Origin of the sequence: Methylocella silvestris (assembly GCF_002891535.1) — a bacterium.
Lineage (GTDB): Bacteria > Pseudomonadota > Alphaproteobacteria > Rhizobiales > Beijerinckiaceae > Methylocapsa > Methylocapsa silvestris_A.
In genome coordinates this window covers 27,207-48,926 of sequence record NZ_PDZR01000018.1, presented here as the reverse complement: position 1 = coordinate 48,926, position 21,720 = coordinate 27,207, and the positions used below count along the sequence as shown (strand labels likewise).

At 63.2% G+C, this 21,720-nt stretch carries 13 protein-coding genes and 2 tRNA genes; 8 read left to right on the top strand and 7 right to left on the bottom strand.

The window, feature by feature from the left end; genetic code table 11:
* Positions 1 to 11 precede the first annotated feature (11 nt).
* The 3 genes from CR492_RS14635 (at position 12) to CR492_RS21180 (ending at position 3,127) form a co-directional block, all read left to right on the top strand.
* A complete protein-coding gene (locus CR492_RS14635) occupies positions 12 to 434 on the top strand; it encodes an endonuclease domain-containing protein (RefSeq protein WP_102844479.1) in 423 nt (140 codons plus the stop codon).
* Positions 431 to 1,918: an Asp-tRNA(Asn)/Glu-tRNA(Gln) amidotransferase subunit GatB gene (gene gatB / locus CR492_RS14630; RefSeq protein WP_102844478.1), complete on the top strand. Its 1,488-nt coding sequence runs from the start codon at positions 431 to 433 to the stop codon at positions 1,916 to 1,918. The genes CR492_RS14635 and gatB overlap by 4 nt, the downstream gene beginning before the upstream one ends.
* A gap of 699 nt (positions 1,919 to 2,617) precedes the next feature.
* Complete coding sequence (locus CR492_RS21180; protein WP_245412094.1) at positions 2,618 to 3,127, top strand: hypothetical protein; 510 nt, start codon at positions 2,618 to 2,620, stop codon at positions 3,125 to 3,127.
* Positions 3,128 to 4,255: 1,128 nt separating this feature from the next.
* Here the strand turns inward: CR492_RS21180 and CR492_RS14610 are convergent.
* Positions 4,256 to 4,349, bottom strand: a tRNA-Ser gene (locus CR492_RS14610).
* Positions 4,350 to 4,749: 400 nt separating this feature from the next.
* Here CR492_RS14610 and CR492_RS14605 point away from each other — a divergent pair.
* The gene (locus tag CR492_RS14605) at positions 4,750 to 6,396 is read left to right on the top strand and encodes a porin (protein ID WP_102844474.1); all 1,647 of its coding nucleotides are present in this window, start codon (positions 4,750 to 4,752) and stop codon (positions 6,394 to 6,396) included.
* A 285-nt stretch (positions 6,397 to 6,681) separates the two neighbouring features.
* Here CR492_RS14605 and CR492_RS14600 read toward each other — a convergent pair whose 3' ends face one another.
* The gene (locus CR492_RS14600; protein WP_102844473.1) at positions 6,682 to 8,118 is read right to left on the bottom strand and encodes an FAD-binding oxidoreductase; all 1,437 of its coding nucleotides are present in this window, start codon (positions 8,116 to 8,118) and stop codon (positions 6,682 to 6,684) included.
* Positions 8,119 to 8,248: 130 nt separating this feature from the next.
* Here CR492_RS14600 and CR492_RS14595 point away from each other — a divergent pair.
* Positions 8,249 to 8,326: transfer RNA gene (locus CR492_RS14595), tRNA-Trp, on the top strand.
* 362 nt (positions 8,327 to 8,688) lie between these two features.
* Complete coding sequence (locus CR492_RS14590; protein ID WP_180982562.1) at positions 8,689 to 10,020, top strand: cytochrome P450; 1,332 nt, start codon at positions 8,689 to 8,691, stop codon at positions 10,018 to 10,020.
* Between the two features lie 13 nt (positions 10,021 to 10,033).
* On the opposite strand, the gene CR492_RS14585 is transcribed toward CR492_RS14590, so the two are convergent.
* Together CR492_RS14585 and CR492_RS14575 are read right to left on the bottom strand one after the other, a co-directional pair.
* Positions 10,034 to 10,816 carry a DsbA family protein gene (locus tag CR492_RS14585; RefSeq protein WP_102844471.1) on the bottom strand — a complete coding sequence of 261 codons (783 nt, stop codon included), beginning with the start codon at positions 10,814 to 10,816 and terminating at the stop codon, positions 10,034 to 10,036.
* Between the two features lie 244 nt (positions 10,817 to 11,060).
* Entirely contained in the window at positions 11,061 to 14,237 is a 3,177-nt protein-coding gene (locus tag CR492_RS14575) for an Rne/Rng family ribonuclease (RefSeq protein ID WP_102844469.1), read from the bottom strand.
* A 917-nt stretch (positions 14,238 to 15,154) separates the two neighbouring features.
* Between CR492_RS14575 and CR492_RS14570 the strand changes: the two genes are divergently transcribed.
* Together CR492_RS14570 and CR492_RS14565 are read left to right on the top strand one after the other, a co-directional pair.
* Entirely contained in the window at positions 15,155 to 16,642 is a 1,488-nt protein-coding gene (locus CR492_RS14570) for an N-acetylmuramoyl-L-alanine amidase (protein ID WP_102844468.1), read from the top strand.
* A gap of 286 nt (positions 16,643 to 16,928) precedes the next feature.
* On the top strand, positions 16,929 to 19,343 hold the full coding sequence (locus CR492_RS14565) for a penicillin-binding protein 1A (protein ID WP_102844522.1): 2,415 nt from the start codon (positions 16,929 to 16,931) through the stop codon (positions 19,341 to 19,343).
* Between the two features lie 194 nt (positions 19,344 to 19,537).
* Here CR492_RS14565 and CR492_RS14560 read toward each other — a convergent pair whose 3' ends face one another.
* The 3 genes from CR492_RS14560 to CR492_RS14550 all read right to left on the bottom strand — a co-directional run bounded on the left by CR492_RS14560 (position 19,538) and on the right by CR492_RS14550 (position 21,664).
* Positions 19,538 to 20,113, bottom strand: coding sequence for a hypothetical protein (locus CR492_RS14560; RefSeq protein ID WP_102844467.1), 576 nt, complete (start codon positions 20,111 to 20,113; stop codon positions 19,538 to 19,540).
* 117 nt (positions 20,114 to 20,230) lie between these two features.
* Complete coding sequence (locus CR492_RS14555) at positions 20,231 to 20,464, bottom strand: hypothetical protein (protein WP_146030284.1); 234 nt, start codon at positions 20,462 to 20,464, stop codon at positions 20,231 to 20,233.
* Positions 20,465 to 20,566: 102 nt separating this feature from the next.
* Positions 20,567 to 21,664 carry a hypothetical protein gene (locus CR492_RS14550; RefSeq protein WP_146030283.1) on the bottom strand — a complete coding sequence of 366 codons (1,098 nt, stop codon included), beginning with the start codon at positions 21,662 to 21,664 and terminating at the stop codon, positions 20,567 to 20,569.
* Positions 21,665 to 21,720: the final 56 nt, after the last annotated feature.

Here is a 21,720-nt window from a genome sequence, read left to right as displayed (position 1 = left end):
GGGAGGGATAAGTGGCTAATGAAATTGCGTGGCGCCTGCGCAAGACGATGACGCCGCAGGAGGTGAAACTTTGGGTCCGCCTCAGGGCGTTGAAAGAAGCCGGCCTGCATTTTCGAAGGCAGGTTCCGAGGGAAGGCTTTATCGTCGATTTCGCATGCCTCAAGTCGAAGCTTGTTATCGAGATTGATGGCGCGCAGCATGGCGACCAAGATCATTTGCGACGCGACGCCGAGCGTGATGCGCAACTTGCCGCGGTGGGATTTCTCGTTCTCCGGTTCTGGAACAGCGACGTGAATGAAGATCTGGATGCGGTGGCGGCGACGATCTATCAGAGTGCAATTGAACGCCGGGTGATCCCTCCCCGGTACTGGGAGGGTGTCAGCGTAGCTGACGGGTGGGGCGACGCCGAACACGGACAGAAAGCAACAGCATGACCACGCAGGCGAAACCTTCCAAACTCATCAAGGGCGCGACCGGCGATTTCGAAATCGTCATCGGCATGGAGATCCACGCCCAGGTGACCTCGCGCTCGAAACTGTTCTCCGGCGCCTCAACCGAATTCGGCGGCGAGCCCAACGCCCATGTCTCGCTGGTCGACGCCGCCATGCCCGGCATGCTGCCGGTCATCAATCAGGAATGCGTGGCGCAGGCGGTGCGCACTGGCCTTGGCCTTGAAGCGCAGATCAATCTGCGCTCGGTGTTCGACCGCAAGAATTACTTCTATCCCGATCTGCCGCAGGGCTATCAGATCTCGCAGTACAAGAGCCCGATCGTCGGCGAGGGAATCGTCGCCGTCGACGTCTCGCCGACCGAACAGATCAAGGTCGGCATCGAGCGCCTGCATCTCGAACAGGACGCCGGCAAATCGCTGCATGATCAGTCCGCGACGGAGTCGCTTGTCGATCTCAATCGCTCCGGCGTCGCGCTGATGGAGATCGTGTCGAAGCCCGACATGCGCTCCTCCGATGAGGCGCGCGCCTATGTGACCAAGCTGCGCACGATCCTGCGCTATATCGGCTCCTGCGACGGCAATATGGAGCAGGGCTCCTTGCGCGCCGACGTCAATGTGTCCGTGCGCCGCCCGGGCGAACCGCTCGGCACGCGCTGCGAGATCAAGAACGTCAATTCGATCCGCTTCATCGGCCAGGCGATCGAGGTCGAGGCCCGCCGCCAGATCGGCGTCATCGAGGATGGCGGCGTGGTGCAGCAGGAGACGCGTCTGTTCGATCCTGGCCGCGGCGAAACGCGCTCGATGCGCTCCAAGGAAGAAGCGCATGACTATCGCTATTTTCCCGATCCAGATCTGCTGCCGCTCGAATTCGATCAGGCCTATGTCGATGCGCTGAAGGCCGGATTGCCGGAGCTGCCCGACGCCAAGAAAGAGCGTTTCATCACCGAATATGGTCTGCCCGCCTACGACGCCGGCGTGCTCGTCGCCGACAAGGAGACGGCCGATTATTATGAGGCCGCCGTTCGCCATGGCGGAGCGACGCGCGATCCAAAACTCGTCGCCAACTGGCTGACCGGCGATGTTGCGGCCTACGCAAATTCTGTCGGCTTGTCGGTTGCGCAGACGCATATCAAGCCGGGCCAGATCGCCTCGCTTGTCGATCTCATCGCTGATGCAACCATATCGGGCAAGATCGCCAAGGACGTGCTTGCGATCCTCATTGGCGATGAGAAAGACGCGGATCCAAAAGACATCGTCGCGGCGCGTGGGTTGCAGCAGGTGACCGACACGGGCGCAATCGCGGCCGCGGTCGACGCCATCATCAAAGCTAATCCCGACAAGGTTGCGCAGGCGCAGGCCAAGCCCTCGATGCTCGGGTGGTTCGTCGGCCAGGTGATGAAGCAGACCGGCGGCAAGGCCAATCCGCAAGCCGTCAATGATGAGCTGAAAGCGAAGCTCGGCATCTGAAAATCGCAACGCGAGAGCGGTCGTCCGGCGCGTTTGCAGCGTCGAATTTTGCCGCAAGGCCTGCGCGAAAAATCGCGAGGCTTCGACATGCGTGCGAATCAGCTGGCGCTGATTCGTCGCGTCGCCGCCGTCGCGCAAGCATTGCGCACGACGCCGGCGCGAATTTTTTTCTATATGCACGAATTTTTTTTTGCCGCTACGGAGCGAAATTCGCGAGCAAGATCGAGGCTTCGCGTTGCCTCTGGGCGCATCCGTGCGCGTGGTTTCTTGACCTTCGAAAATCTCAGTTGAGGCCGTCGCTCGCGGCCCGATCCTGACGCCGATGCGATCGCTCGTCGCGAGCGGCCAAAATTGAAAACTTCTCGCTGAAGGCAATAGACCTCGGGAAAACAACGGGCTTTGAAAATCGGAAAGTCCAGAGAAGCCTTTGTCGCGCTTTTTTGTTTCGATCGCGCCGCGATCTGCGGCGCTCGCCGGCGCGCTTGCGCGAGGGCGCCGGCGGATTGAATGATGATCGTTTCGAAGGACGATCTTTGACGCGGCGAAGGATGTTCGACCGTCGAAGGAGGGCATGTCCGTGCGCCGCCGCGAGACGGCGAACAGTTTGCGGCTCTTGCGCGCATTAACAACAGCGCTACCCTGTCAAAGCCTCGAGTCGGCGCTGAACCGACTGACGACTTATCGGAGGGGAGTTCAAGCATGGTGAAGGCAACGACAAAGAAGACGCCAGCGAAAAAGACGCCGGCGAAAAAGACCGCGGCAAAACCTGCCGTGACAAAAACAACCGCAGCGAAGAAAACCGCCGCGCCGAAAGCGGCCGCTAAAAAAACTGTGGCTGTAAAGGCCGCGGCGAAGAAAACCGCTGCGCCGAAAGCTGTCGCGACGAAGGCCAGCGTGAAAGCGGCGCCCGCCAAGAAAGCGGCGACGAAAACCACAACGGCGAAGAAGACGACCGCCAAGACGGCTGCGGTGAAGACGACGAGCAAGGCCGCTGCCAAGACTGCGCCGGCCAAGTCTGCGCCAGTCAAGTCTGCGCCGGCCAAGTCTGCTGCGCCGGCCAAGTCTGCTGCGGCGAAGTCTGCTCCAGCCAAGACGCCAGCGGTCAAGAAGGCTGCCGTCAAAAAGACCGCCGCCAAGAAAGTTGTCCGCAAAGCCGCCGCAAAGAAGTCGAAGGCGAGCGCGGCCGCGCCGACGCCGGAGTCGGTCTGACAACAACTGTCGCCAGGTTCCCAGTGGAGACAGCCCGCGACGCCGGCTTCCTCGCAATGATTGCGTGAGGCTGCGTTGTCTGGCCGTCTCCATCGCCTGTGTTTCCGATCAAGGGCGCGGCTGGCGTCTAGGATTCTTTGGCGTTTGAGAGCGTCGAAGGCATCAAACGGATGAAGCTCGCGGTCGAGGATTGCCGGCGCGCATCAATGGCCTGCGTCAGCTAAATTCAGACGGCCTCACGTCGTCGCTTCGTCTGAAAATTTAAATCCGCGGCGCGATCGCTGAGCCTTCCACGACTCGCAAATTTTTGGCGCTTATTGCCGCAAGCATTCTTCAGCGAAATCGCGCCAGATTTTGTCGCGCGCCGCTCCTTCCATTTTCATTTTCCGCCACTCCAATCCGCAGGCGTGCATGCGCTCGCGCGGCGCCGGGGGCAACGGTCTGAATCCGAATGGGCTGTCGGCGCTTTTTGCCGCTGGCGACTCGACTTGCGGCCCAGGCGGAGGCGAAGGGACTGGAGCGGCGGCGGGAGCGCCCCCGAGATCCGCCGGCCGTTGCGGCGGGAGCGGAATGCTTGCGCCGGGCCGCATCCTGGGGGCAACTTCCTGTGCGGGGGCCGGATTGATCGCGACGTGAAAAAGCGAGGCGGCAATCAGAAGCGTTGCGGCGGCGCGCAGCTTCGCCGGCCTCGCCAGCGGTCGCGGGCTTGAGATCTCAGCGGAGAAACGCGTGCGCTGGTGCCGGCTCATGCTTTCGTCGCAGGTGTTGGGGGCAAGCGGCAGGACGGGCGGCAGGGCGACGCCGTCAGGGCGCATGGATCATGCGGGAAGACTACGGCGGGGATCAATGCTGCGCCGGTAATTTCTGTATGAGGGCGATATTTTCCTGCGAACCGCCGGCTCCCCCGTGCGGCAAGCGCGTTGCGCCGAGCAAATATGATGAAATCGCGTCGTCGCCATGCGCGGGCGACCCGAACCGGGGCTGAAGCTTAACCGGTAAAGCAACGGCGCCCGGAATTCGCGCCGGTTTGCCGGACCGCGGGCGCCGCCTGTCGTGCGTCTGACCCGAGGCTGTCATTCATGTCTGCTGCGTTCCGCCGCTCGTCTCCGAGGCCGGACAAAGGAAATTTGGCGGAGACGGAGGGATTCGAACCCTCGATAGGGCTTTACAACCCTATAACGGTTTAGCAAACCGCCGCCTTCAGCCTCTCGGCCACATCTCCGCGCCGCGCGGACCGCCCTTGCGGGGTGCGCCCGTTCGAGGTCGGACATATGCCCGACCCTTCGATGGAAGGCAAGGCCCGCCGTTAATGACATTTTGAGGCCGCCGAAGCCTCCCGAAAGTTGCCTCAAAGCAACACTCTCTCAGGTAACGCCGCGGCGCCTGCGAAAGATGTTTTCCGTCGGGCGGGTCGCGGCTAATGTCTGGCTGCGAGCGAGAGGGGGGCCAACCCGATCGTCGAATCGGGTCGAACATTGGCGGCAAGAGCCGAAAGGCGCTCCAAAAGTTCGGTCCGAAATAGAGCAGGATACCGCAAGTTTGGCGCAGTTTGTCTGGAAAGCGGCGTCGCCGCATTCGGGCGCCAGGGCGGTCCTGATCGGGTCTTTATTCGGAGGTTTGAGATGAAAATGTTTAAGGGGCTGCTCCTGGGTTCCGCCGCCGCCCTGGTGAGCGTCGCCGGCGCCAAAGCCGCCGATCTGCCGACCAGACAAGCCGCGCCGATTGAATATGTGCGCATCTGCGACACCTATGGATCGGGCTTCTTCTATATTCCCGGAACCGACACCTGCCTCAAGGTTGGCGGATTGGTTTTGGGCGAAATTCGCTCCTATAACGCGGGCTATAGCGTCAGCCCGATCGGCGCGACCGGCCAGGCCACGGGCCTTGGGACGGCGGCCGTCGTTAACCGCGCCGCCGGCGGCGTTTCGTCGCAAGGCTATGTTCCGACCTCCGGGCAATATACAAACGCCCGCACGCGCGACTCCTACGGCTGGGTCACGCTCGGCCGTATCGAACTCGATGCGCGCACCGGAACGCCCTGGGGCACGCTGCGCTCCTTCATTCGCGTCGATTCCTTTGTCGGCACGGGTCAGGGCAATACCGGCAGCCTGCAGTCGCAATCGAGCTACAACAGCGGCACCAATCCTTATAACAACACCGCGAACTCCGCCGTCCGCGAGACGACCACCGTCAACAAGGCGTTCATCCAGTTCGCCGGCCTAACCGCGGGCCGCGCCCAGTCGATGTTCGACTTCTACGCCAACGCCTATAACTACCAGAACATCAGCGGCTCGAACGCGACGACCCAGCTCGTCGCCTATACCTATTCGTTCGGCGGCGGCTTCTCGGCCACTCTGTCGGCCGAAGACGTTTCGGCGCGCCAGGCGGCTGTCGGCAGCACGATCTCTTCCTCCAGCCCGACCTCCGCGACGACCACCGCACTCAACGTTGTCAACGGCCTGACCGGGACGGGCTCCTATGTCGGCCAGCCGGCCGGCATGCGCCTGCCCGACTTTGTCGGCAATCTCCGCGTCGACCAGCCTTGGGGCGCTGCTCAGCTCTCGGTCGCCGGCCATCAGGTCAATTCTAGCCTTTACAACTCCGGGACGGTTTCGACCACCAGCGGCGGGGCTGTCTACAACACCATTCCCGCGGCGACCGACACGACCTATGGCTGGGCCATTCAGGGCGGCGTTCAGCTGAACGCGGATTATCTGTCGCCGGGCGACAAGCTCTGGCTGCAGGCCGCCTATGAAAAGGGCGCGGTCAGCTATGTTTGGGGCAACAACCTCGCTTCCAGCTATGGCGCGGTCAACGGCAATCGCTTCTACGGCTCCGGCTTCACGCCGTCCGACACGAGCGCGGGCTGGAATTCGAATATTTATGACTGCGTGTTCACCCTGAGCGGCTCCTGCGAGCAGCAGTCCGGCTGGTCGATCGTCGGCGCGTACAAGCATTACTGGCTGCCGTCTCTTGCCTCCGCCATCTATGGATCCTATACGCAGATCAACTATTCCAACAACGCTCTCGCCGGTTTCGGCGGCGCGATCGGCGCATCCAACCTAAAGGGAACACGCGTCGGCACCAACCTCGTGTGGACCCCGGTGAAGGGCTTCGATATCGGCGCCGAGTTCATGTATGTCAACTCGACGCAGACGCGCCCGGTTGGCCTTGCTCCGGACGCTGTCCTGACCTCGGTGGGGCTCCCGGCGTACCGTGGCAGCACCAACGAATATGAAGGCCGCCTGCGCGTGCAGCGCGCCTTCTGATCGCCTGGCGATTTCGCAAACCCATCGAAGGAAAGGCCCGGCTCTCCTGCCGGGCCTTTTGCTTTTCTGATTAAAGGGCCTGCTTTGCCCGGCCGGACGAAAGCGCTGAACGGCGCGAAAGCCCGGAAAGAGGCGATCAAACCGGCTTGCGCGGCCCGCCTGGCGCGATCATCCCGAGACGGAAGCCCTTTCATACCAAGCCAAAGCTCTCGCCTTTTCCTCTTTGACGAACAGCGGCGGGATCGCCGCGATCGTCCGGTTCGCGCTGGCGACCGGGCAGGCGGGTCAAATCACTTTGCCCGGATTGAGAATTCCATGCGGGTCCAGCGTCGCTTTCAAGGCGCGCATCAGCTCGAGCGCGACGGGGTCTTTTACGCTGGGTAAGAGATCGCGTTTCAATTGGCCGATACCATGCTCGGCGGAGATCGAGCCGCCGTAGCGCGCGACGATTCCATGCACGATGGCGTTGATCTCGTCCCAGCGATCGAGGAAGGCCGCTCGATCGGCGCCGATCGGCTGAGAGACATTGCAGTGGATGTTGCCGTCGCCAAGATGACCGAAGGCGACGAGCCGAGCGCCCGGTGCGGCGGCGGCGAGCGCCGCTTCGACCTCAGTGAGAAACCGCGCGATATCGGCGACCGGGACGCTGACGTCATGTTTGATCGATCCGCCCTCATGGCGCTGCGCGTCGGACAGTTCGTCACGCAGGCGCCAGAACGTCTTGCGCTGGTCGAGCGACGCCGCAACCGCGGCGTCGCAGATGAGGCCGCGATCGGCCGCGTGCTCCAGCAGCTGCAGGAGACGCTCGTCGAGCCCGTCAGGACTTTGCGAGCTGAGTTCGAGCAAAGCATACCAGGGCGCGGCGTGCGGGAGGGGATCGCGCGTCCGCGCGCAGTGGGCGAGGACGAATTCAAGGCCGATGCGCGGCGTGAGCTCGAAAGCGGTGATCTGGCCGCCGCATTTCTCGCGGGCGAGATCCAGCAGAGCCAAAGCCGCGGCGGGCGAGGGCAGGGCGATGAACGCGGTCGCCACCGCCGCGGGCCTTGGAAACAGCTTCAGGACCGCCGCGGTTATGATTCCGAGCGTGCCCTCCGAGCCGATGAAGAGATCTTTCAGATCATAGCCGGTGTTGTCTTTCTTGAGCTTCGAGAGACCGCGATAGATGCGTCCGTCCGCGAGCACAGCTTCGACGCCGAGGGTCAGGTCGCGCGCATTGCCATAGGCGATGACGCTTGTTCCGCCGGCGTTGGCGGCCAGATTGCCGCCGATGGTGCAGGAGCCTTCGGAGGCAAGCGACAGCGGGAAAAGCCGGCCCGCGCGCTCGGCCTCGGCCTGGGCGGCGGCGAGGATCATTCCCGCTTCCACGGTCATGGCGTTGGAGGCAAGATCGATTCCGCGCAGGGCGCGCATGCGCTCGAGCGAGATCACGATCGCCCGGCCGGACGCGTCCGGGGTCTGGCCGCCGACGAGGCCGGTGTTGCCCCCCTGCGGCACGACAGGCGTTCGCGTCTCGTTGCAAAGTGTGAGGACGGCGGCGACCTCTTCCGTCGAACCCGGGCGCAGCACGCATAGCGCGCGGCCATGATAGAGGCCGCGCGGTTCGACGAGATAGGGCGCCATGTCATCGGCGTTGGCCAGAATGTGGCGGGCGCCTAGCATTGTCCCGAATCGATCGAGAAGCGCAGATCCTTGCGCCGGTTCATCGGGAGAAAATCCGGTCATTCGTTCAGCCTTTGGGTCATGCAGCGGGCGATGGCGCCGGCCGGCCTCCACGGTCACGCCGGTTCTTCGCCTTGACCGATGCAAAAGCTTGATTTCCACAGAGGCTTCAAGCTAGGAATGCGGCCTGCGTAGGAGTGTAGCTCAATTTGGTTAGAGCACCGGTCTCCAAAACCGGGGGTTGGGGGTTCGAGTCCCTCCTCTCCTGCCAGTGGGATCCGCCCTTTCGCCGCCACTTCCACATTCGGCTGCTGGTTTTTGTGGTGGGCGTTCAACAGGCCGGTTCCGCATGGCGGTCCGCACTGTGCACGTCGGCGGCGAGACGGATAAATCCTCGACGCAGGCTCTTGACTATCGAACTTAAACTGCGAGCGCGCTGGTCTCAGCGGCGGCAAGGAAGGCGTTTACCCTTCTGCAAGAGCCGCTGGTGGTTGAAAAACCTATCGGTGGTCGCTTGTAAACTATAATATTGCAAATCGTAGAGACGCAAAAAAGCGCGAATGTTGCGAACGGAAGCGCCTGCGGAATCCTTACCGAATACGCCTAAGGGGCCATGACACAGAGACCGCTTCGTTGAAGACGAACACGCGCCGAGGTCCGCGCGGCTGGCCGCTGCTCGGCGTTCTTCCAGACTTGCGGCGCAATGTGTTGAAAACCGTGCGCGAGGCATGCGCCTATGGGGACCTCGTTGAACTAAAGAGCCCATTGTTTTCGCTGCTCCTCTTGAACAGCGCCGATAACGTCGCACGCGTGCTCCAGACCAACAGCGCCAATTACGGACGAACGCGTTTTCACGCTATGTTGAAGCCTGTGCTGGGCCACGGGCTTCTGACCTCCGAGGGCGAGCTTTGGCGCGTGCAGCGCAGCATCATCCAGCCGGCTTTTCTCTACGCCCGGCTTCGCGCTTACGCGATCTTCGAGGAAAAGGCGCTGGCCCGGCTCTGCCAGCGCTGGGAGGCAGCCGCTCGGCTTCAGACGCCGGTGGATGTGGCGGCGGAAATGAGCGCATTGTCGATCGAGGTCATCGTCGGCGCGCTGTTTGGAGATTCGACCGCCGGCGCAACGCTCGACGTCCGGCGCGACATCAACCTGTTGCAGGACCAGATCGCCGGCCGCTTCTGGAGCATCGTTCCCGCAAAACTTGCCGAACTTCTTCCAACCTCCGGCAATCTCGCCTATCAGGGCGCGCGGCAACGTCTCGATAGGCTGATCTATGACCTGATCGAGTCGCATCGGCGAACGTCCGTGCCTGGCGCGATCTTATCGCTGATGCTCGATTATCGCGATCCCGCAACCGGCAAGGGAATCGACGAGCGGCAGATCCGTGACGAGGTGATGACGCTCTTTCTCGCCGGCCACGAGACGACCGCCACAGCATTGACATGGCTGTGGCTCCTGCTCGCGCAAAACCCGGAAAGCCGGGCGCGTGTTGAGGGGGAAGCCGATGCGGCGCAAGGGCGCGCCGCCAATCTGCCAGAGCAGAATTTTATCAAGCGCGCGGCCCAGGAAGCGCTGCGCCTCTATCCGCCGATCTGGAGCTTTAGCCGCCACGCCATAGCCGACGATATGCTGGGCGATCATTTTGTCGGCAAGGATTCAAACCTCATGGTTTGCCCCTACACGCTGCATCGCCATCGCGATTATTGGACCGATCCGGAGCGTTTCGACCCGGATCGCTTCCTGCCGGCGCGGTCTGTGCGGCGGCCTCGTTTCGCCTATGTGCCCTTTGGCGGCGGCCCCCGCGTTTGCGTCGGCGGGCTCTTCGCGCTGGCGGAGCTGGCGAATGCGGTGACGGCGATCGCCGCCCGTTTCAGGCTTGAGCCCCTGTCGGCCGACGTCCAACCCGAGGCGCTGGTGACGCTGCGGCCGAAGGGCGGCCTGATGATGAGCCTCAGCGAACGTTGATCGCCATTTCGGCTTAAGAGCAGACCGCCTTGCCGCATTTGCGGACGGCGGCGATCTTGCTTTGCAGATCCGGATAGCCGACCGCGCCAACGACGACCTCATCGCCAATCACGTAACTTGGCGTTCCTGTGATGTTGAGTTTCTTTGCAAGCTCCATCGATTGCTCGATCGCCGCGGTGACTTCAGGGCTCGCGGCGTCTTTGGCCAGTTTGTCGAGATCCGCGCCAGCATCCTTGGCGGCGCCGACGGCCTCACCCTTGCCGACGGTCGCGCGCGTCGCCAGCAGCTTTTGGTGGAACTCCCAGAGTTTCTGACCCTTGAGCTGGATCGAGGCGGCGTTCGCAACCTTGGCGGCGTCGACCGATTCCTGGCGAAGGATCGGCAGGTCGCGCAGGACCACGCGCAGATCGGGATTGTCCTTCATCAGCCTGGCGAGATCGCCGAGCGCGCGTTTGCAATAGCCGCAATTGTAATCGAAAAATTCGACCAGCGTGACGGCGCCTTGCGGATTGCCGATGACGGCCTGGCTGGCGTCATTGTGGAGCGGGTTGTCCTTGTCGGAAAGCACTTGCTCGCGGATTTTGCTCTCTTCGAGCTTTTCCTTTGCCTCGAGCGCGGCTGCGACGTCGCGCAGGATCTCCGGATTGCTCACCAAATAGGATTTTATGATCGATTCGATTTCCGCCTTCTGCGGAGCCGAAAATTCATCCGCGCGCAGTGGCGACCGCGAAAATGCGGCGAGGGCGGTGACGATGACCGCGGCGCGGCCGAAAAGCGCGAGGCTTCGCTGAAACATGCAGGCGGCTCCTGAAGCGCGACGGCCCTAGCTCGAACCAGATCGCGTGATGACCAATGACAAGTTGCGGCGGGCGCCGCGCGGTTTCCAGTCGCAGGAAGGAGAGCGGCGCAAAGATGGCGCCGCTCCGGAGGCGGGGCGTCAGACCTTTCAAGTCGGATGTCCGACGCCTCCCGATCTCCTACTTGAATTCGCCGAGGCGCGCCATGCCGCACGCGCTTGCAGGCGCGTCGGCCGATGACGCTTATCGGCCGAGCGTGGCTTTGGCGCGTTGCCACCAGCCGGATCGTTTCGGCCGATCCGACTCCGGCGGGTTGGATGCGGGCGCGGGTTCCTGTTGCTCCGAGCTGACCGGGGAGGCGGCAGCTTCCGCTTCGGCTGGCGTCATTGCGGCTGTCTCCGTCGGCTCCGAGCCTGACGGGGCAGCCGGCTCGAAAGGCAGCGTCGGCTCGGACAGGGCGGAGGGTTCTGCGGCGGCTTCCTGCAGGTCGAGAGTCGCTGCTTCCGCCTCGCTCGCGGGCGCGGGCAATTCGGATGCCGCGCGACGCGGCGCGCGGGCGCGTGGCGTTCTGCGCGAGCGCCGGGCTGGCTGCGCGGCGTCTGCTTCGTGTTCGCCGCTTTCGCCGCCGCCTGGGGCGGCGTCAACCGAGGCGAGTTCCTGCGCGGGCTCCGCGTTCTCGGCCTCTTCCGGCGCGGCCTCGCGCGAACGGGCGCGGCGCGGGCGACGCGCAGGCTTGGCGGGAGCCGCTTCCTGTTCCGGCGGCGTCTGTGAGACCTCGCCTGATTCATCCGCCTCTATCGCTGGCTCCGCCTCCGCGGTCACTTCGGAAGGCGAATATTCGGCATTTTCAAAAGCCTCGGCCATGACGTCGACGCTGGGCATGGCGCCCGGCAGACCGCCATATTGAGCGATGACGGCAAGCGCGTCGTCCGACGGCTGCGGCGCATTGGCCGCGATGCCGGAACCTTCACGATCGCCGCGTCCGCGCCGACGCCGGCGACGGCGCTTGCGCCTGTTCTCGGCGTCGCCTTCACTCTCGCCGTCCGCGCGCACATTGGCGTCGCCCGACTCCTGATCCTCGTCGCCATCCTCGGCAGAGCCTTCGGCAACCTCATCATCTGGCGTAAAGCCGGACGTCGTGTCTTCGGGGAAGTCGCGCGCCGCGATCAGCGCGGGCTCGCGCGCCGCGGGTTCGATCGGCTCATGCCCGCCAGAGGCAGGCTCGCCGCGCTCCATGGCGTGATAGACCGAGCCGATCAGGCTGTCGTCCACATCAATGCTGACGGCGACGCCGAAGCGGCGCTCAAGCTCGCGCAGGTGCGCGCGTTTTTCGTTGAGAATATACAACGCGACCGCCGACCGCGTGCGGATGATCAGATCGTGGCTGGCGCTCTTGAGCAGCGCGTCCTCGGCGACGCGAAGCACATGCAGCGCGATCGAGGCGGTCGAGCGAAGGATGCCAGAACCCGAACAATGCGGGCAGAGTTCGGTGGAGCCTTCGAGCACGCCGGTGCGGATGCGCTGGCGGGACATTTCAAGAAGGCCGAAATGCGAGATGCGGCCGACCTGGATGCGCGCGCGATCGTTTTTCAGCGCGTCCTTCAACCGGCGCTCGACGGCGCGATTGTTGCGGCCTTCCTCCATGTCGATGAAGTCGACGACGATCAGCCCGGCGAGATCGCGCAGGCGGAGCTGCCGCGCCACTTCATCGGCGGCCTCGAGGTTGGTGCGAAGGGCGGTGTCCTCGATATTGTGCTCGCGGGTCGAACGTCCCGAATTGACGTCGATCGCAACGAGCGCCTCGGTCTGGTTGATGACGATATAGCCGCCCGATTTCAGCGTGACCTGATTGAGGAACATGGCGTCGAGCTGCGTCTCGACGTCGGATTTCGAGAAGATCGGCTGGGCGTCGCGATAAGGCTGAACGCTATTCACATGGCTCGGCATGAGGAGCCGCATGAAATCACGCGCCTCGCGATAACCTTTGTCGCCGGCGACGACGATATCGTCGATGTCCTTATTGAAGAGATCGCGAATGGCGCGCTTGATCAGCGAGCCTTCCTCATAGACGAGGGTCGGGGCGGAGGATTTCAGCGTCGTCTCCCGCACCGTCTCCCACATGCGCAGGAGATATTCGAAGTCGCGCTTGACTTCGGGCTTGGTGCGGCTGGCGCCGGCGGTGCGCAGGATCACCCCCATGCCTTCCGGCACTTCGAGTTCCTGGGCGATGGATTTCAGCCGCTGGCGGTCGGTCGAATCGGTGATCTTGCGGGAGATGCCGCCGCCGCGCGCCGTATTGGGCATAAGGACGGAATAGCGGCCGGCGAGCGAAAGATAGGTCGTCAGCGCCGCGCCCTTGTTGCCGCGCTCTTCCTTGACGACCTGCACCAGAAGCACCTGGCGGCGCTTGATGACTTCCTGGATTTTATATTGCCGGCGATAGCGCTGGGGCCGGACCGGAACTTCCTCCATGGCGTCGCCGCCGAGCTGCTCGACTTGCTCTTCCTCATCCTCGGCGTCCTCATCGGACTCTGGCGAATGGCGCGCCTCGACGACAGAGCCCTGGCTGGACATGGCCTCATCGGCCTCGTCAGGAGACACGCTGGCGGCTTCTGCATAGGGCGCAGCCGCGCCGGTCTCAAAAAGCAGAGCCGGCTGCTCTTCATAGACGGCCGATTCATCAGCGTCCTGTCGCGCATCCTCGCCGGACGGCGAAAACGCTTCCTCGCCTGACCGATAGGCGTCGGGCGCGGCGGCGAAGGCGGCGGCTGGCCGCTCATCTTCGAAATCGCGTTCGGCGCTTTCCGAGACGGCTTCAAAAGGCGCCAAAGCTTCGCCGGCCGCATCGTCGGCGCGGCGGTCCGCCTCGATCTCGAAACGCTCTCTGGCCGGATCCTCGCCGTGTTCTTCGTTCCGGTTCAGGCTTCCGGCGTCATCCTGCGGGGCGTCGAAACGCTGCGTCTCCTCGGACGCCGCCTCATAGGGTTCGGACAGCGTCTCGGCGTCGCCGGAGCGCTTTTCGGCGCGCTTGCCATTGCGATCGCCGTTACGGTCGCCGCCGTTGCGGTCGCCGCGGCGATGACGGCGGCTGCGCCGCGGGCTTGCCTCTTCGTCATCGGCCTCGCGCTGCTGCGCGCGCGCCTCTTCCTCGATCAGCGCCTGCCGGTCGACGACAGGTATCTGATAATAATCCGGATGGATTTCCGAAAAGGCGAGAAAACCGTGCCGGTTGCCGCCGTAATCGATGAAGGCGGCCTGCAGCGAGGGCTCGACCCGCGTGACCTTGGCAAGATAGATATTTCCGCGAAGCTGCTTCTTGCTTGCGGATTCGAAGTCAAATTCCTCGACGCGGTTGCCGCGAAGGACGACGACGCGGGTCTCCTCCGGGTGGGAGGCGTCGATGAGCATTTTGTTGGCCATGGGGGACTCGTTTGAGCGCAACGCGCGCGCGCCCACGGCCCACGGTCTCAATCTTCAAGGAAGATGCCGGGGATTTGTGCGGACGGCGCGCGGGCGCCTCAGATAGGGGATGGATGGGAAAGTGCGGAAGGGAACACAGCGGCCTCTGCGCCGCCGAAGGATTAAAAAGCTTCGACCGGCAGGAACCTGAAGATTGAAGATCCGAAGATCCGAGGCGGCCGGGGCGACGCAGCATAAGAACCCGAGCCGGATATCGCGCGCCGAAGCGAAGCGGGTTTCTGCGCGCCTCGTCGTCTCCGGTGGTCTGACTGACGGTCGCTGAATGACGCGTCGCGGCTAAGTCCATATGCCTCGTAACCTGATTGAGGCGGCTTTTGAATAGCCGCCCGTCGATCCTTTCCTGGCGGGTCCGTTGGCGTCCGGGTCGAGCCATTTATTGATGCCGAGGCGCCAGGAACGCGCGCGGCCAAAAATGGCGCGGTTGAAAACCGATCACGACTGCGACGCTTTCAAACGTCGTGGCAATGCGAACGCCGTGGCGAGATCCGCAAAGGCTAGCGAATCTTGAGGACCACGAAAGAATGAACTTTCATATCGGGTTCCGTTGGCCTTTGGCAAGGTATTTTGGGCAGCTGTGTCCCCGCTGCGATAGGCGGCGCCCATGGATTGGGCGCAAGATGACGATGAATGCACGGAGAGGCTGGCTTCGCGCCACTTTGTCGATCATGCGTCATAGAGCGTTAACCTTGCGCGTCTATCGCGTAGGCTTCCGGGATTAGCAGGGCTCGCAGACGTCGCGAAGAAGGGCAGCCACGCTGAAACTACGGTCGTTACCGCGCCAAAGCTGCACGAGCTTAAGCGCCGTGACCGCGTTGAAGGGTTCGAGGGCATGAACGCCCGAGAAGGTCAGGAAGCGGATGGTTTTTGATTTCGCCGCTGGATCAGTCGTAGCGTGGATCGCGTTTCTGCGGACAGCCCTCCTCTTACTGGTGTTGGCCGCGGCGCCCGTTTTTGCGCCCGGCTTACGCGCCGAAGAGGCGGGCCCGCCCGCCACGACCCAAAGCGTGGAGCCGGAGGCGACGCAGCCCGCTCTCGAAGATGAAGGCGGCGCCGCGCGCCTGACGATGGAGTTAACCGGCGCAGTCGATCCTTCGGCCTTTGTCATGGCGGCCTTCGTCCTCGCCGATCCCGACCGCGTCATCGTCGACGCCCCGCAGCTGCGTTTCATGATCGATCCCGAAATCGGCAGGGCAGCAGCGGCTGAGCCGCCACAAACGGTCCGGCGTCAACGCCATCGCCATGCCAGGAAATCGACGCCCCCGGCGGGGCTCATCAAGCCCGGCGGACTGATTGGCTCGTTCCGCTTCGGCCGCCTGGATAAGCAGCGCTCGCGCATTGTCATCGACCTCAACGCGCCGGTCCGGATCGTCCGGGCCGTCTGCGAGACGGGTGAGGACGGCAAGCCCCGCCTCGTCATCGAGCTGGCGCGGACCGAGAGGGCGCGCTTCGTGGCGGCGGCGCAAAATGCGCGCCTCGCTTTGGCGAGGCCGGCCGAGGGCCGGATCGAGCGCAAGATCGAGGCCGCCGGCGGCAAGCCGGTCGTCATGATTGACCCGGGCCACGGCGGCATCGACCGCGGCGCGACGGTCAACGGGCTGATCGAAAAAGATCTCGTGCTCGATTTCGCCAAGGCGTTGGCGGCAAAACTCGAGGAGGAGGGGCGCTACCAGCCGGTATTGACGCGCGACGACGACGTTTTCATTGCGCTCGGCGAGCGAGTCAGGATGGCGCAGGACCGCAAGGTCGCGCTTTTCGTGTCGATTCACGCCGACACGCTGGCCGAATCGGCCGACGTCTCGGGCGCGACGGTCTATACCGTCTCGGATCGCGCCTCCGACTCCGAGGCGGCGCGCTACGCCGAAAAGGAAAACCAGGCTGACGCGGCGGCCGGCTTCGAGCGCGCGGAAGACGCCTCTGACGTCTCCGACATTCTATTCGATCTGACCCGTCGCGAGACCCGCGCCTATAGCCATGTCTTCGCGCGCACGCTTCTTAATTACTGGAAGCTCGCCGGCCGGTTAAACAAGAATCCGCAGCGCGCCGCTGGCTTCCGCGTCCTGAAGGCGCCCGACGTTCCCTCGGTGCTGCTGGAGCTCGGCTATCTGTCGAGCGCGAAGGATGACGCGGCGCTGTCCTCGCCGCAATGGCGGGAGAAGGCTGTCGGACGCATGTCGGAGGCGATCGCGGCCTTTTTTGCCGACCGCGGCGAAGCGTCCGGCGTTCCGGCCAATGCAACGGAAGACCCCGCGCCGGTCGGCTCGCTGGCCGCAGCGCCTCCGTCCTCGCCCGCCGCCATCGGTGGCGAAAGCGCGACCGGCCCGGCGCCCGGCGCGGCGCGGAGATAAGATCAGGCCGCGGCGCGACGCTTTATTTCATAGACGCCGCGTGTTTCGCGACCTGTTATGTGACTTGCGGGCGACGCCGCCGAACAGAACCGCGGGCTCCCGAATGGATCTGGCGCCCCGAAGCCCGACAAACTATTAACACAAAAGCGCCGCAGGGATGAGCCAAGGGTAACCAACGCGCTGCGGCGGGCTCGATGCCGCATCCTGCGCCCTGCGCAGGGAAATCGAATCATATCCGGGCCGCAAGGTCCGTTTGTTTGTTTAATTGATGAAAAGGCCTCTTCGCATGCGGCTTATGGCCCGTTTCCTCGGCTTCATTTTCGCGACCGCCGCTATTTTATTTGTCGTGGCAGCCGCCGGATTGGGCCTCGTCATCTGGAATTACGAAAAGGACCTGCCGGATTACACCCAGCTCACCAATTACGAGCCGAAGGTGATGACGCGCGTGCATGCCGGCGACGGATCGCTCCTCGCCGAATATGCGCGTGAGCGCCGGCTCTATCTGCCAAGTTCAGCCATTCCGCCCCTGGTGAAGGACGCCTTCATCTCGGCGGAAGACAAGAATTTCTACCATCATGCCGGCGTCGACCCTGAGGGCATCCTGCGCGCGACGCTTGTCCTGCTGCAGGGCGACAAGCATGTTCAGGGCGCCTCGACCATCACCCAGCAGGTGGCCAAGAATTTTCTTTTGACCAATGAGCGTTCGTTTGAGCGCAAGATCAAGGAAGCGCTGCTCGCCTTCCGCATCGAGGGCGCCTATTCCAAGGAAAAGATCCTCGAACTCTATCTGAACGAGATCTATCTCGGCCTTGGCAATTATGGCGTCGCCGCCGCCGCGCTGAATTATTTCGGCAAATCGGTCAATGAGCTGACGATCGCGCAGGCGGCCTATCTCGCCGCGCTGCCAAAAGCTCCGAACAATTACCATCCCTTCCTGAAGCGCGAGCGGGCGCTGGAGCGGCGCAACTGGGTGATCGACCGCATGGTCGAGAATGGCTATGTCTCGCGCGCCGACGCCGAGAAGGCCAAGCGCGAGCCGCTCGGCGTCAACCCGCGCGTGCTGTCGCCAAACTCCTTCGCCGCCGGCTTCTTCGCCGAGGAAGTCCGCCGCGAGCTCAACGACCGCTACGGCGAGAAGAAGCTTTATGAGGGCGGCCTCTCGGTTCGCACCACGCTCGATCCCAAGATGCAGCTGATGGCGCGGCGGGCGCTCGTTGACGGCCTCGTGCGCTACGACGAGGCGCATGGTTTCCGCGGACCGATGCGCCATATCGACATCAGCCAGGATTGGGGCGTCCCGCTTGCCGACGTGCCGACGCTCGGCGATGTCGGCGCCTGGCGGCTCGCCGTAATCGTCGACGCCAATGAGGGCGGCGCCCGCATTGGCCTGCAGCCGAAGCGCGAAAAGAGCGGCGAGGTCGAGCGCGAGCGCGAACTCGGCTGGCTGACCAACGCCGCCGGACTGAAATGGACCCGCGGCGCCGGCTCGCGCTCGTCTCTGACGCCGGGCGATGTCGTCTATGTCGAGGCGATCGACGGCAAGGCCGGCCAGTTCCGCCTGCGCCAGATGCCCGAAGTGAGCGGCGCCATTATCGCCATGGACCCGTATACGGGCCGTGTCTTCGCCATGGTCGGCGGCTTCTCCTTCGACCAGTCGGAGTTCAACCGCGCAACACAGGCGCTGCGCCAGCCGGGCTCGTCGTTCAAGCCCTTCGTCTATGCGACGGCGCTCGACAACGGCTATACGCCGTCCTCGATCGTGCTCGACGCGCCGATCGAGATCGATCAGGGGCCGGGACTTGGCGTCTGGCGGCCGGACAATTTCGAAGGCAAATCGTCAGGGCCGCACACGCTGCGCTATGGCGTCGAACATTCCATCAACCAGATGACGGTGCGTCTCGCGCGCGACGTCGGCATGCCGCTGATCGCGGAATACGCCAAGCGTTTTGGCATCTATGACGATCTGCCGCCCTATCTTTCGATGTCGCTTGGCTCTGGCGAGACGACGCTCTTGCGCATGACCACGGCCTATTCGATGCTCGCCAATGGCGGCAAGAGGATCAAGCCGACGCTGATCGACCGTATCCAGGACCGCTGGGGCCACACCCTCTATCGTCACGACGAACGCGTCTGCGAGGGTTGCGACGCGCCAAAATGGGAGAATCAGCCGGAGCCGAAACTGGTCGACAAGCGCGAGCAGGTGCTGGATCCCCTGACCGCCTATCAGATCACCTCCATCATGGAGGGCGTGATCCAGCGCGGCACCGGACAATCGATCAAGGCCGTCGGCAAGCACCTTGCCGGCAAGACCGGCACCACCAATGAGGCCAAGGATTTGTGGTTTGTCGGCTTTTCGCCGGATCTGGCGGTCGGCGTCTTCATGGGTTATGACCAGCCGCGCTCGCTCGGCGATTCCGCGCAGGCGGCGCAATATACGGCGCCAATTTTCCGCGACTTCATGACCATGGCGCTGAAGGACAAGCCGGACGTGCCGTTCCGCGTGCCACCGGGCATCAAGCTGATTTCAGTCGACGCCCGCTCGGGCATGCGCTCGAACGGCTCCGGCTCGATCTTAGAGGCCTTCAAGCCCGGCACCGCGCCGCCGGATTCATATGCCGCAAGCGAATCCTCGCCGCGCGCGCAGGCGGTCAATCCCGACGCCGACCGCATGGTCGGAACCGGGACGGGCGGGCTGTACTAGAGCATTTTCCGCAAAAGTTGCAGACTTTTGCGATAAGAAAATGCGTTGAAACAGAAAGATAGAGCCTGTTCACGATTCCATGAATTGTGAGAAGGCTCTAGCCGCGGCGGGAAACGGTTTCCCCAGGCGCGCCGCCACGGCTCCGGTTGGTTGCCCGCACGATCGCGCCTTGAACCTTTCCTTCGAAGGGCGCCTTATTGGGGCGCCTCGCCACATTTTGGCCTTTCGAATTGACCGTCCGTCATGATGTTGTAGCTGACGTCGGTGGTCCACACGCCGCCCCGTTTCGTCACCGTGTAGTTGGCGAAGTTGATCTTCTCCTTCTCCCATGAACTTCCCGAGTTCCAGGGACTCCAGCCGCCGGTTCTTGGATCGTAGACACGGTAGGCTGGCACATACAGTTTGACGACGTATCGCGCTTCAATGCCGTTCTGCTGATCGGCAGCGGTGAGTTGCTGCGGGCCTTCGTCAAGACCGATGTTATATTGGCCGTTGTCTTTCTTGTAGAGCAGGAAATCATAGTACCCGACAACAGGCGCCCCTGAGGGAGTCAAAGCCGGCGCGAAGTTGTTGTCCGGCGCGCGCCTTGGGACGACCCGAGCCATAAGATGTTTTGCGCCTTGCGCATCGATGCATTGAGCCCATGTGCGATTTTGCAGGGCGTCGACCTCGGCGAGCGCTTCTCGCTCGACAGGGTCGAGCTCGCGCGCCGCCGCGCCCGCCGGCAGCAATGGCAAGGCCGCAGTGAATAAAGCAAGAAATTTGATCATTGTTTCCTCCCCAGACTAAAAATGATTCAGTTAAAGCGTTGAGAAAATCGTTGTTTCGGCTAAGCGGCGCCCAACACAAAAACGGGGCGCAGGCGAATGGAATCTCAAACGGTCGTCTTAGTCCAAAGGCGCGCAGGACGCGTTGGCGACGCCATTGGCGCTGTCATCCGCCATTGAGCGCGCGCAGCAATAGGCTGACGATCCTTTTTGCAGATAGATCTTTCGCCGGCTGCTATCGAACGCCTTGATTTCATATCCCTGCGCCAGCACGCTTCGCAGCGTCTGAACGGGCTGGGCATGGGACGCGGGGGCAAACAGTAAGATCGTGGTTGCAACGATCGTTCTTCGCATCAAACCCTCCTTCGGCATGTTGACTGGCGGCGCGTCCTTTTTCAGGCCAGTTACTCTACAGGGCGCTGTTTCTTCGCAGGCCGCTCCGATTTTGCCGGCTACTCAGTCGCAGGGAATATCGACCCTGTCGCGGCGCATTGTGTTGAGATCGACGACTCCTTGCCAATGGTTGATCATCTCGCCGATCGCCGACATGAACGAGCGCCATGCGTTGTCTTGCGCCAGCATTCCGGGCCCCCTTAAATTTTCATTGTAGGGCCGCTCGGCGCCCTTTGTGTAGAACAGGACGTTCGATCCAACGCGGCGAAAACCGAACTGGCGCGCGCCGCTCACCGGATGCGTCCCCATCTCGGGGCTGGTGACTGTCTGCAGCACGAAATGATCCGGCTGGAGCTCCACCAATTGGACCGTGCCCGGATCGCCGGGGATTTCGATATCGATGAGTTCGCCCAGTTTGAGCGGGCCCTTCTGGCGCCGAACGAACCGCGTCACGCGATCAAACATCGCTCCTGCCGGCCCGTAACCGTCAACCGTCGCGTTGGTGGTCGAGCCCAATTGTTGCAGCAGGCTTTCGGGCGTCAGCCCGGCGGGCATTTGCGTGACGGTTATGGTGTATTCGTCGAACGCCATGTCGCGCCCGCTGCCCAGTTTGTTCGATTGGAATCGCGCGCCGGCCTTTTTCAGGGCCTGCTGCAATTGCGGGTTGCCAAGCCATGGCTCCTGATAGAGGCGGGCGTGCTCGGCGGACGGCGCCCGGCACGGCGGCTTCGCCGGCCGCTCGGGCGCAGTTGGGGGACCATCGCGGCGGGATCCTTGGGCCGGGGAGGGCGGATTGTTCGCGCCATTGCTGGCGATCAGGTCCTGATATCCGGGCCGCGGCCAGCAAATCGCGTTATTGCCGCAGACACCGCATCTGATCCAGATTCGGCCCTGTGTCTGGCGGTAGAGATCCTGCATTTGCGGGACCGGCAGGACGATCCCGGCGCTATCGTAGGCTTCGTCATAGCAGCGGCGATCTGTCCCGCCGCATTCGGCGTCGCGCTGCCGGCAAAAAGGGCTTTTGCCGACGCCCGGTTGGTTCGTCGTGGTCGGGCCGCCGCTGTTCGAGTGAAACTCGTCGCCCTGGACGGGAGCGGGGACATTTTGCTCGATTTGGCCGCCAAGCGGCGTTTGCGCATAAGTCTCGTTTGACGCCGCCAAGGACGCCGCCAGCAGGAACACTGCGGCAATTGTCCCCCAGCAATGTTGATTGCAAG